Consider the following 12,117-nt stretch of genomic DNA (forward strand, 5'->3'; position numbering starts at 1 on the left):
ACACGCTGTCTGTTTCGAAGAAGAGTGTAATGAATCCAATCACGCTGCTAATTTCCACAGTCTTCGTACTCGCCGGGCTTGCAACTGGCGCATTGGTGAATGTCTACGCTGGGATCCCGCTCTTTATCATTGCTTTTCTCGTCGTCATGTCCGTCAAGGTAGCGAATGTTTGGGAAAAGTTCGTGATCTTGCGCGTCGGAAAATTGCAGAGCGTAAGAGGCGCGGGCTTCTTCATGATCATTCCCGTTCTGGACAGTGTGGTCGCCATCATCGACGAACGGATCCAGACGACCGCGTTCAATGCGGAGCAGGCACTGACGAAGGACACGGTACCTGTCAACGTCGACGCGATCATTTTCTGGCATGTTTGCGATGCACAGAAAGCCGCGCTATCCATCACGGATTACCGTCAGGCAATCGACCGTGTCGCCCAGACGACGCTACGCGAACTGATCGGCTCTTCGATGTTGGCAACGCTTCTGTCGGATCGCACCGTTGCGGATGCTCATCTGCGAGACGAGATCGGCGGCAAGACAGCGGCGTGGGGTATCGCAGTCGGCTCAGTTGAAATCCGCGACGTGGCGATTCCGGTTGCCTTGCAAGACGCGATGTCGCGTCAGGCACAGGCCGAGCGGGAAAAGCAGGCTCGCGTCATTTTGGGTTCTGCGGAAGCCGCAATCGCAGCGAACTTCGTTGAGGCTGCGAGAGTTTATGAAAAGCAACCCGGTGCGCTCCAGTTGCGTGCCATGAACATCATCTACGAAACGACTAAAGAACGCGGAGCGACGATTCTGATGCCGACGTCGATGGTTGATAGCCTGAATCCGGCGCTTGCACTGGCGATCGCGGGAAATGATCTCGCAGGTGCGCCCGTCACACCGCTTAAGACCGCCGCTTAAAGTCAGTCCTCACAGCAAGATCTAGATGATTCGAAGGGAGTCATGATGAAACGCAAATATTTTTCGACATCGACGCGAGTGTGCACGTGCCTGCTTGAATGGATGATGTCTCGCAGGCGCCGTACTATCACACTGCGGAACCAATCCTCAGGCACGCTCGGGCAGATCATGCCGGTACTCGCGCCGGTGCGCGTGAAGTCGCGCAGCAACAACGCGTGACTTCAGGTATGCGAGTGTTCTTCGGAAGTGCGAGATCCGTCATCTCATACGAAGTGATCGACGACAATGTTTTCGAGCGCTTCCTGACTTTCCGAACGTCTTGGCCACTGCCGTCACGGTTTCTTTGCGAGCGATGCACTGGTAGCAATCACCAAAACCACGATGGCCAATATTGCATCGTTTGAAATAAAACGGCCGTGCCCTTCATGACGTCACTTGAGTGCTGGCAGGCGACATAGCGAAAATTCAACGTGAAAAACGGCATAGTGACGTATCGGATTGGCGCGGCAGCTTTAGCACTGGTTGCAGTTCTAGCAGCAACAGTGCAATTGAACCGCGCAAGTAGCAGTGTTGATCCAGCGCAAGCTTCCAATGCGCGTCCGGTGGCGGCGACCGGTGAGCAGCAACACGTCATACAGGGGTTCGGAAGTAGGCGTGACAAGGCCAAATGGATTCTTAAAGTCGACGCAATGCGAACGCGCTGGGTTTTACGCGATTCTCGCGTACCCATATCGTCCGACGATATCTACTCGTCGAATGACGGTATCGGCGCAGGTACAGCATCATCTATCCCTTCAACCGGTGACGCGGCGCAGCCAGGGCAGATTAAATCAGATGGCGATCCGAATGTCGACGCTACGCCTGACCTGGTCGTGCCTAATGAGGCACAGGCACAAGCGCTCGACCCCGCCGGCGCCAGTGAAATGGGCAAGACTTTCGCGAAGGAAGTTGAAAGACGGCTAAACGTCCCAGCAGCCGCACAATTGTTCTATGGCGCAAAGTTGCAGCAGGCCCTGCAGCAAAACTCCGTTGGATCGATCGCAAACGAGTATGTTGTGCTTGTCGATCGCAGCAAGAACGTGCAGGCGCTATTCATCTACTTTCGGGCAAAGCCGGATGGCATCTGGCGGATGCTCGGAGCAACGCCGGTGTCAACTGGTCTTCCTGGAAGTTACGATCACTTCATCACGCCTCTGGGCGTGTTCGAACATACGCCGCGGAATATGGACTTTCGCTCGGAAGGGACGCTCAACGAATTCAAGATTCGGGGCTATGGTGCTCGTGATATGCGCATCTACGATTTCGGCTGGGCCCAGGGCGAACGAGGGTGGGGAAAGGGCGGGAAGTCCCAGATGCGGTTCCAGATGCACGCGACGGATCCGGACAAGCTGGAGCCCGTCCTCGGCGTTCGTCATTCAAAGGGGTGTGTTCGCATTCCAGCCGCGCTGAATGTCTTCTTTGACAACCACGGAATTCTTGACGCGGACTATGAAGCGCGGGTGGCAGCGGGCCAATCGCTGTGGATATTGAAGCCCAGACGCACTCCGACGCCATGGGCCGGACATTATCTGGTGATCATCGATTCAGCTCAGAGTGCGCGGCCGGGGTGGTCACCGCTGCCAGACGGAAAGGCCCGCTCGCAATTTCCCGCCCACGGGAATACCGCGGACTGAAGTTACGCAAGCGGGTCAGTTGCTACGCGATCGTAATGTCATTCACCACCGCGGTTGCCCCGGGTGTCGACCACGCGGTCATCGCGGCAAGGTTGCGATCATGCGGCGTTCGGGCAGTGCCGGTCAGCCGCACTGTTCCACCGTCCGCGGTTACCGTGATGTTCTGTGGGTCGGACCAGGAGCGATAAAGGGCGTGCATGAGGTTTCCGCGCACCTGCAAAACATCGACCCCGGCTTTGATCGCGATCTGATTTGACACACCGACGACCCCTAGCAGTCTGCGTACGTCCTGGACGGCTGCCTGTCTCTGGAAATTCCAGTCTACCTCTCCGCTCAGGGTGATCCAGCCGTTTTCGACCTTCACCTTGATTGCATCCCTTGGTACGGCGACGTCCCAGTCAAGTCGATTGACCACTGCTGCCGCGATATCGTTATCGCTGCGCTGTGAGTCGAAACCCAGTCGGACCTCAATTTCTTCGGCTACTGCCTCGACTCCCTTCACGCGGGCGGCGGCCGTTTCCGCCGCATGTTTCTCCGCGAAGCTCTCGACGTGACCGGTTAGCGTAACAACGCCAGAGACTGCGGTCACACCGATATGAGCAGCCGTTACACTCGGCTCCCATGCAAGCTCTGCAAGGACAGCCTGTTGCAGCTTGGTGTCGTCATAGATGACTGCCATGATGTCTCCTCGAAAATTGATGAAGGGATGATGAACCGAGAACGTTGAGCGCATTCAGGGCGTGAAAAAAGGCACCTCCGGCGCATCCTCTGCGCAAGCCTGCGCTGACGCTGAAGAAGCAACTGTTTCTATTTTTATGATGGTAGGACGGCTCACGTTAGCGCGACAGAGTCGGAAACTACTCAGGTCTCCGCGCTTAGGCATCTGGCCCGCCGGCGTGGATCGGATGCTTCCCATCCACGCGGAACGGACTCCCGCCAATCGTTCAGTTATTGAGCAAACCGCGAACTGGACGGCTTGAGTGTTTTCCGAGCCTGTTGTGTCGGGCGTCTGTCGGCTACTGTGCATCCAGACGTGACTCGATTTTCGGAGTCAAGGTTAGTTACACCCGGTTGATTGCGCCCGCCCGCCATCATTTTGGACAGATGCCATGCTATGACAGGTCGCCAAGCCCGCGCCCCCACGCCGCCCCCCCACGACACGTTGTCCGCCGGCATTTTTGATGTCGACGGCGTGCTGCTCGCGTCTCCTCACGAACGTGCCTGGCGCGAAGCACTCAAGGGCTTCGCCGATGAGGCGAAATTCACCACGGCGATGTACCAGTCCCAGGTGGCCGGAAAGCCGCGGCTGAGTGGCGCGCTCGCAGCGCTGCAAGCGCTAGGGGTGCCGAACGCCGCGCAACGTGCTGAAGCCTATGCAGAGAGCAAGCAAAGGCGGTTGGAGGTGCTCATCGGCACCGGCGCGGTGTCGGCTTTTGCAGACGCGCTTCGTTTCGTGAATGCTGTGAGGGCACTCGGCTTTCCGATTGCCGTCGCGTCATCGTCGAAGAACGCTAACGACATGATGCGACGCATCCGGCTTGATGACCACCACAACCTCTTCGACGTATTTGGTGCCAATGTCTGCGGCCGGGATTTGCCTGCCGGCAAGCCGGATCCGGCGATATTCCTGCTCGCTGCCGCGGAGTTGCCGGCAGCGCCCGAGAACTGCGTCGTGGTCGAGGATGCGCCGGCTGGTATCGAGGCCGCCCGCGCGGGTGGCATGGCAGCACTTGGGGTCGCCCGGCTGGATGACGCGAAGTCGCTCTGGGCGGCGGGCGCCAATCTGGTCGTGAGCAGTCTGGACGAGATCGATCTCGATCAACTGTCTCGTGGAAGGCTTTACCGGCGGATCTATGAAAAGTCCTGAACAGTTAGATCAGGTGATGCGCCCAACCGCCGATTCGAGCTGGATCGTGCGGGAAGAAGGCTACGACGCTTTGCTTGAAGGAAGCCGCGCCGCGCGTTTCGCAATCAGTAACGGCTTTTTAGGCGTGCGCGGCGCGCGGGCGATACGCCGTGGCGGTCGCTGGGTAGCCACCTCGCGCACACTCGTCGCCGGACTGTTCGATAAAGCGGGTGAAGATCCGGACATCCCGAGACTCGCCGTGGCGCCCGACTGGATGAAGGTCCGGATCCTGCTGCAAGGGGAACCTCTGATACACCACATCGAGGACGCAACGGGGCAGGAGAGGATCCTCGACATGCGACGTGGCGCTGTGATCGGCAGGGCGCGCCTGTCGAACGCGTCTGCTTCCGGCGTCAGGTTGCGGAGTTTCCATATCGCTTCTCTGAGCCAGCGCGCGATTGGAATGCAGATCATCATGCTGGAGATGGAACAGGGTGGGATCGAGGTCACACTGGACGCGTCGATCGATGCGGTAGATATCGGACTATTATCCGACCGGGCGGAGCACGGTCTCAGCGTATGGCGTGGGGAATCCTCCGGTACACGCCTCGCGGTCGCCACCGCAGTATCCCTGCAAATTGATCGGCAGCTTGTTCCTTCTACCGTATGCGGCCTGTCGCAATGGTCGTGGAAGTGGACGTCGAGCCCGGGGCAGGTTATATGTCTCGCGCGAACGGTGGCCATAACACGCGCCGGCAAGAATGATATCGCTCCTGCTCGCGGCGCACAGGAAGCCCTGGAGTCTGCGCAGATTCTGGGCTGGCCAGCCGTGGTAGCGGCGCACGAGCGGGCGTGGGATAACCGCTGGGCATGCAGCGACGTCGAGGTTGAGGGCGATCCGGTCGCGCAACAGGCTTTGCGCTTCGCGCTCTACCATCTGAATGGTGCGGCCAATCCAGCGGACGAACATGTTTCGATCGCTGCGAGGGCGCTGACGGGCGACGACTATCACGGGCACGTCTTCTGGGACACGGAAATCTATCTGCTGCCGTTCTATACGTTGACGTGGCCTCAGGCAGCACGAGCATTGTTGATGTATCGCTTCCATACGCTTGGCGGAGCACGCGCGAAAGCAGCGGCAATGGGCTGGCAGGGTGCGTTGTATGCCTGGGAATCGGCCGATACCGGTGTGGAGGCGTGCCCCTCTCAAGTCGTCGGCCCTGATCGAAAGCTTGTGGATGTCAACTGCGGCAAGCAGGAACAACATATCAGCGCGGACATTGCGTACGCCGTCTGGCAATACTGGCATATCACCGGAGATGATGCGTTCCTGCGCGAGGCCGGCGCCGAGATTCTTCTGGAGACCGCCCGCTTCTGGGCAAGCCGCGCGACGATGGAATCGGATGGCCATTGTCATATTCGTGGCGTGATCGGACCTGATGAATATCACGAGTCGATCGACGACAACGCTTTTACTAACGTGATGGCACGTTGGAATATTCGGCGCGCCATTGAAACTGCTGCATTACTGCGTGAGCGCTGGCCGGAGAGTTGGCGATGCCTGTCAGGTCAACTGAAACTCGACGAGGCTGAACTACAGCGTTGGGGTGAGGTTGCAGAGGCGATCGCCACGGGCTTCGATTCGAACACCGGTCTGTTCGAGCAGTTTGCGGGATTTTTCATCCTCGAAGACATTGATGTTGCTGCCTATGCGGGCCGTTCAGTCCCAATCGACGTCGTACTTGGCCGCGAGCGTACCCAGCGATCCCAGGTTGTCAAGCAGGCAGATGTGGTAGCCCTGCTGGCGCTGCTGCCGGCGGAGTTTCCTGGCGACGCCGCCGCGAGGAACTTCGAATATTACGCGTCGCGGTGCGGCCATGGCAGCTCTCTGAGCCGCGCCATGCACGGCATAGTCGCGGCCAGACTCGGTGACACTGAGACCGCGCTCGACTTCTTTCGCAAGACCTCGGCCATCGATCTCGACGACAGGCACGCGGCCATGGAAGGTGGCGTGCACATTGCAAGTCTCGGTGGCATCTGGATGATGGCGGTCCTTGGTTTCGCTGGCCTATCGTTTGGTAGCGACCATCTGGCGCTGGCCCCGATGTTGCCTGCGGCGTGGAAGAGCCTTTCCTTTACGGTGCAGTGGCGCAGTCGTTGTCTGAAGATCAGGATATCGGAACCGACTGCGATTGTTCACATCGCCATGGAAGCGGGTGACCCAATGAAGGTTTTAGGCAATGGCGAGATGTTCACACTAAGTCGCGCGGAGCCTCTTCAGGTAAAGATCAAAACGCTCGCCGACGCGGTCTCTTAACGAGCGATGATATTGGATTGCACATTGGATAGAGATACCGAACAGTACCCGCATCACTGACCAGGATTCTTTGCGAGACGGTGGCAGGCCCGGTTCGGGTACTAGCCTCTGAAAATATCGAATCGCTCGATCTTCAGGACCTTGCGTACGCCAATGTAACTCGACACGCCCGCGATCAGCACGACCATGCCGAACGACAACGCCAGGTTCCAGAATGTCATAATCGCCGCGTAGTTAGGCAGCAAAGCCTTGGCGATCGAGAGCACCAGTGTGACCAGTCCGATGCCGAGCCCGTAGCCGGTCAATGCCGTAAAGGTCGCCATGAAAAGGATCATGTAGACCAACTCTCGGCCCTTTGCGCCGATAGCCTTCAGCGCACCGAATTTATCCAGATTCTCGAGGATAAAGGTGTAAAAGGTCTGCCCGGAAATCGATAGTCCGACGATGAAGCTGATCACTGTCATCAACAGGATGCTGGTGCCGATGCCCGTCTGGTAGGTGTAGTGCTCGGCGATGCGTGCGTCATGGGGGGCGATGACGATGCAGCGACCCTTTGAGCACATTCTCCTTGACGAAGGCGATGATCATTCTTCCGGTGTCGCCGTCCGGCGATCCGGTCGGCTCGTCGAGTATCAGGATCTGCGGCCCACTCACGACGGCGCGCGCATGGCTACGCGCTGCTGCTCGCCGCCCGAGAGCTTGACCGGCAAGATTTCGCTGCAGTCTTTCAGACCGCTAAACTGGAGATATTTATTCGCCGCGACAGTCGGCTCGTTCCAGTCGAGATGCTTCAGGATCAAAGGAATCGCGACATTCTCGGCGCTCGTCAGTCTGGGAAAGAGGTGGTAGTCCTGGAAGACGAAGCCGATTCTGTTCAGACGGAAATCCGCTAGTTGGTCATTGGTCAGCGTCCAGATGTCGTCTCCGTTTACGCTTACCGTTCCAGCATTGGGGCGCAAGATGCCGGAGACCATGCTTAGCAGCGTGGTCTTACCGCTACCGGACGGTCCGACGATGAACAGCATTTCGCCGAAGTGGGCCACAAAGTCCACACCTTTCACCGCAGTCATCCGCGTAGCGCCTTCCCCGAACCATTTCGTGAGTCCTTTAGCGGCGATGGCCTCATGTTTCGTTGTCTCAGGGGATCCCGCTTGAGACGGAGCCGGTGTACTCATGATCAATGCCGTCTTTATCTTACGTTCACTACACTTGATGAATGACATGCGCCTGGACTAATGCGACGGCTCCACGGCGGACGCCTTGCCATCCGTCGTGAAGTGCGAGAAGCAACGCGCTAAGGAGAAACAAGGTGAGCGGATTCATCGTTTTTATCCTTGTACTGATCGACGGACGTGGATCCCGAATACAGTGAGGATCGTGGGAGCAATTCCCTGTATGGCGACGCTGCCCCTGTGCAGCAAGATATGACCGACTTTCCCGACAGCCATAGTGAGGGTGCTAGCCATGGATGTCGGTACGGTCCCGTACCACGAGCCGCATGATTGCGTCTTCGGCATTGAAACGGGCGTTAGGGCGTCAATCGAAGCGGCTATTGACGCCACGCCTGTGAGTAGTTTCCGATGCTAGCGCGACGCCGCGCGATGAATCATCCTCATACGGAACGCAAACAATCCCGGGGGTAAGCATCATGTCCGCGAATTCACAAGACGGCTCTCATCATCTGTCCGCGCAACCGCACCACGAACAGGCGGCGCGATTTCACCGCGAGGCGTCGAGACACTTCGAAGCAGGCAAAGACTTTGCTCACGCGGCGCACCAGGCGTTGATCGCACACGGACATGCGTTGCAGGCTCTCGAATTCGAGCTCGCCGCCAACGTCTACTACGCGGGTCATGCTGCGCGCAAAGATGCACCGGATACACCCTCATCAAACTTGCACCATGCCGCTACGGAGTCGGAGGGAAACACGAACATCGGCTTGAGCTGCGCGGAACATCACGCCGCGGCGGCCGGCCTGCATGAAGAGGCTTGCACGCATTTGAGCCGGGTCGCAGGACATTTCCAGAAGAGCAAGATCGGTGAGGCGGCCCGCGAGGCGAAACTGGCGCTCGATCTTGCGGTACGTGCTGCTTTGCACAGTAATGAAGCAGCGAAAGGCTATGCGAAACAGTGCAGCAACGCGCAAGCAGTTGCTGTCGCGTCGTAAGCGATTGGACGCATTGGCCGTTCTCACAGCCGAGTTAGTTTACGAGCCTTTCCGAAACGCGCCCGCGGCCTATGATCCAACGAGTGGATCGGTTCTGGAGAATGATAATGGGCAGGATGAAGTCAAACGCATCGAACGGTACGACGCAAACCAGCGAGTCCGCGCTGTCCGAGATGGCAAGTCACATCAAGATGCTGGTGATCGACCATCTGCTGGACAGCCGCTGTGCCGCGAAACTCGTCAGGCGCCTCAGGAAAGAAAGCGATGCTGTGACGAAAAGCGGAGGCGGGACGAAGGCAGGGCGCAAGATTTTACTGAAAACGTTCGAGGCGGTCGACAAAGCTTTGCGGCAACAGGACGCGGCGTTGCTCGTCGCAGCCAACGCGGCCTTGCGGGCGGACGACGATGCGAGCACATCGAAGGAAAGAAAACATTACGCGCAGTTGGGCGCAATGCTGGATTCGTAGCAGGACCATGGCACACGCGGAGGCCGTCCCCGAGAATGCCTAGGTTCGTCGCGGCGGCCCGCTCGCCACCGCCGATAGCAAAGTACATTGACGACCGTCTCCAAGACATCAATCACACGCCACAACAATGCCTTGGTCGCTGTCGAGGATCAATTCCCCCGCGATGCGGTGTCCGTCTCGTCCTTCATGCGTCGACAGGACCACGCGCCCGGCGCGCGATGTGATGACACCCAGTCGATCATCCATGTTCTGGGCGACAAACCTGGTGAGACCGACCCCACCGGCCGGCATCCGGTCGTGCTCGAACGATTTGGCTGTCGCTGCTCTCGGCAGGGCGGGCTCGGGCACCTGTCCCGGTACGGCACCGTACCGACTCGTTTTGCTTAAGGTCGCATCGTGCTTATAGAGAAGCCCTGCGAAATATTCGCGGCGCGGGTCCGCCGTGACGGCGCCAGGCGTATCGATCGTAAGGAGTAGCACCCATGGCCTTAGGCGTTCATTCTGAAGTCGGCAAGCTTCGCACGGTGATGGTGTGCCGCCCCGGACTGGCCCATCGACGGCTTACGCCTGCGAATTGCGGGTCATTGCTGTTCGACGACGTGATCTGGGTCGATCGGGCGATCGAAGATCACGCGTACTTCACAGCGGCGATGCGTGAGCGAGCCATCGAGGTGCTGGAATTCGGGGATTTGCTGGCTGATATGTGCGCCAATCGCGTCGCCCGCGACTGGATTCTGGACCGCCGCATCGTCGAGGAAGAGGTAGGCACCGGCATGTTGCGGGAGCTGCGTATGTGGCTCGCGGAGATGCGTCCGGAACGGCTGGCCGAGTTGCTTGTAGGCGGTGTGGCGAAGGCCGAATTGCCGTTCGATGCGCGCGGTCTGTTCGGCGGATATCTCGAAGCTTCCGATTTCGTCATTCAACCGCTCGTCAACCTGATCTTTCAGCGAGATCCCAGCGCGTGGATCTACGACGGGGTCGTGCTGTCCCCGATGTTCTGGCCCGCACGTAGAAAAGAGGGATTGCTGCTCGATGCGATATACCATTTTCACCCGCGTTTCTCAGGCGCGGCCAACATGTGGTGGGGAGACGACCCGCAACAGCATTTCGGCGCCGAAACGCTCGAGGGCGGCGATGTCATGTCGATAGGACAGGGCGTCGTGCTCATGGGAATGGGCGAGCGTTCCAGCCCTCAGGCAGTGACCCAGTTGGCGCGCCGGCTGTTCGCAGCTAACGGCGCGCGGCGGGTGATTGCATGTCAACTGGCAAAGATGCGGACGTCGATGCATCTGGACACGATATTTTCGTTCCTGGATATCGATCTTGTCAGCATCTATCCGGAGATCGCAGACCGTATTCGTTGCACCAGTCTCTATCCGGGCGATGTGCCGGGCGAAGTTCGCTATGAACGTCATGAACAGACCTTCCTGCAAGTGGTGGCCGGCGCGCTCGGCGTGCACACGCTGCGAGTCCTGACGACCGGCGGGGACACTTACGCAGCCGAGCGTGAGCAATGGGACGACGGCAACAACGTACTCGCGCTCGACCGCCGGGTCGTCCTTGCCTACGACCGCAATACCTACACCAATCAGAAAATGCGGGATGCTGGCGTCAACGTGATCGAAGTCCCGGGCGGCGAACTTGGGCGAGGCCGCGGCGGTACGCATTGTCTGAGTTGCCCGGTCGCACGCGATCCGGTCGAACTTTAAGCCTTGGGCCGCTTGCCCAACTACGGACTCAATCATGTTCAACGTACACAATCGAAGCTACCTGACGCTGATGGAATACACGCCGCGTCAGATTCACTTTCTGCTGGATCTGTCGCGCGATCTGAAGCGGGCGAAGTATGCGGGAAATGAAAGCCAGCGTCTGAGCGGCAAGAACATCGCACTGATCTTCGAGAAGACGTCGACGCGTACCCGCTGTGCGTTTGAGGTGGCCGCGCACGATCAGGGCGCGCACGTGACGTACCTGGATTCAAGCGGCTCCCAGATTGGTCATAAGGAGTCGATCAAGGACACCGCGCGCGTGCTCGGCCGAATGTTCGACGCAATCGAATACCGCGGCTTCGGTCAGGATGTCGTCGAAGAACTCGCGAAGTTCGCCGGCGTGCCGGTCTACAACGGTTTGACGGACGAGTTTCATCCAACCCAGATGCTCGCCGACATGCTCACGATGCATGAGTTCAGCGATAAACCTTTGCATGAGGTGGCCTATGCTTACGTCGGCGACGCGCACAACAACACCGGCAACTCGCTGATGATCGTCGGCACGAAGCTTGGTATGGACGTGCGGCTCTGTGCGCCGCGTCACCTATGGCCTCAGGGTGAACTGGTTACGCAATGCCGCGCCATCGCGGCCACAACCGGCGCGCGCCTGATGTTGACCGATCGGCCTTATGACGCGGTCAAGGGTGTCGATTTCATTTACACCGACGTCTGGGTCTCAATGGGCGAGCCGTTCGAGAAATGGGGTGAACGCATCAAGGAATTGCTGCCGTATCAGGTCAATGCTGCGCTGCTTGCCGCTACCGGCAATCCGCGCGTCAAGTTCATGCATTGTCTGCCCGCGTTTCACGACACGCAAACAGAGTTGGGCAAGAAGATAGCTGATGAGTATGAGCTTGCGAGCGGTGTGGAGGTGACCGATCAGGTGTTTGAGTCCGAGGCTTCGATCGTGTTCGAGCAGGCGGAAAACCGGCTGCATACGATCAAGGCGATTCTGGTCGCAACGCTTGACGGATAACGG

At 58.6% G+C, this 12,117-nt stretch carries 10 protein-coding genes and 2 pseudogenes; 8 read left to right on the forward strand and 4 right to left on the reverse strand.

All coding sequences use genetic code 11. The annotated features are described in order from the left end of the window. The first annotated feature begins 29 nt into the window (after nucleotides 1-29). The gene (locus tag HWY05_RS26085) at nucleotides 30-899 is read left to right on the forward strand and encodes a slipin family protein (RefSeq protein ID WP_035553071.1); all 870 of its coding nucleotides are present in this window, start codon (nucleotides 30-32) and stop codon (nucleotides 897-899) included. A gap of 470 nt (nucleotides 900-1,369) precedes the next feature. Then, nucleotides 1,370-2,572, forward strand: coding sequence for a L,D-transpeptidase (locus tag HWY05_RS26090; RefSeq protein WP_244146699.1), 1,203 nt, complete (start codon nucleotides 1,370-1,372; stop codon nucleotides 2,570-2,572). 22 nt (nucleotides 2,573-2,594) lie between these two features. On the opposite strand, the gene HWY05_RS26095 is transcribed toward HWY05_RS26090, so the two are convergent. Next, nucleotides 2,595-3,251 (reverse strand): BON domain-containing protein, encoded by a 657-nt coding sequence (locus HWY05_RS26095; RefSeq protein ID WP_035553069.1) that lies wholly within the window; start codon nucleotides 3,249-3,251, stop codon nucleotides 2,595-2,597. Nucleotides 3,252-3,686: 435 nt separating this feature from the next. Here HWY05_RS26095 and HWY05_RS26100 point away from each other — a divergent pair, with 435 nt between their 5' ends. Then, on the forward strand, nucleotides 3,687-4,439 hold the full coding sequence (locus tag HWY05_RS26100) for an HAD family phosphatase (RefSeq protein ID WP_035553066.1): 753 nt from the start codon (nucleotides 3,687-3,689) through the stop codon (nucleotides 4,437-4,439). Then, nucleotides 4,426-6,735: a glycosyl hydrolase family 65 protein gene (locus HWY05_RS26105; protein ID WP_244146700.1), complete on the forward strand. Its 2,310-nt coding sequence runs from the start codon at nucleotides 4,426-4,428 to the stop codon at nucleotides 6,733-6,735. The genes HWY05_RS26100 and HWY05_RS26105 overlap by 14 nt, the downstream gene beginning before the upstream one ends. Before the next feature lie 101 nt (nucleotides 6,736-6,836). Here the strand turns inward: HWY05_RS26105 and HWY05_RS26110 are convergent. Together HWY05_RS26110 and HWY05_RS26115 are read right to left on the reverse strand one after the other, a co-directional pair. Beyond that, nucleotides 6,837-7,253 (reverse strand): annotated as a pseudogene (locus HWY05_RS26110) (ABC transporter permease); the annotation flags it as partial. Beyond that, a pseudogene (locus HWY05_RS26115) lies at nucleotides 7,239-7,910 on the reverse strand (ABC transporter ATP-binding protein); the annotation flags it as partial. The pseudogenes HWY05_RS26110 and HWY05_RS26115, both read right to left, overlap by 15 nt. A 473-nt stretch (nucleotides 7,911-8,383) precedes the next feature. Here HWY05_RS26115 and HWY05_RS26120 point away from each other — a divergent pair. Next, on the forward strand, nucleotides 8,384-8,902 hold the full coding sequence (locus HWY05_RS26120) for a hypothetical protein (protein ID WP_176060091.1): 519 nt from the start codon (nucleotides 8,384-8,386) through the stop codon (nucleotides 8,900-8,902). An 83-nt stretch (nucleotides 8,903-8,985) separates the two neighbouring features. Next, complete coding sequence (locus HWY05_RS26125) at nucleotides 8,986-9,369, forward strand: hypothetical protein (protein ID WP_244146701.1); 384 nt, start codon at nucleotides 8,986-8,988, stop codon at nucleotides 9,367-9,369. A 108-nt stretch (nucleotides 9,370-9,477) separates the two neighbouring features. Here HWY05_RS26125 and HWY05_RS26130 read toward each other — a convergent pair whose 3' ends face one another. Further along, entirely contained in the window at nucleotides 9,478-9,849 is a 372-nt protein-coding gene (locus HWY05_RS26130; protein ID WP_176060092.1) for a hypothetical protein, read from the reverse strand. A gap of 2 nt (nucleotides 9,850-9,851) precedes the next feature. Between HWY05_RS26130 and HWY05_RS26135 the strand changes: the two genes are divergently transcribed. Both HWY05_RS26135 and HWY05_RS26140 read left to right on the forward strand, forming a co-directional pair. Continuing rightward, nucleotides 9,852-11,078: an arginine deiminase gene (locus HWY05_RS26135; protein ID WP_176060093.1), complete on the forward strand. Its 1,227-nt coding sequence runs from the start codon at nucleotides 9,852-9,854 to the stop codon at nucleotides 11,076-11,078. 31 nt (nucleotides 11,079-11,109) lie between these two features. Beyond that, nucleotides 11,110-12,114 carry an ornithine carbamoyltransferase gene (locus tag HWY05_RS26140; RefSeq protein ID WP_176060341.1) on the forward strand — a complete coding sequence of 335 codons (1,005 nt, stop codon included), beginning with the start codon at nucleotides 11,110-11,112 and terminating at the stop codon, nucleotides 12,112-12,114. Nucleotides 12,115-12,117: the final 3 nt, after the last annotated feature.

Origin of the sequence: Paraburkholderia sp. BCC1876 (assembly GCF_902833695.1) — a bacterium.
In the GTDB taxonomy this organism is placed as follows: Bacteria; Pseudomonadota; Gammaproteobacteria; order Burkholderiales; family Burkholderiaceae; genus Paraburkholderia.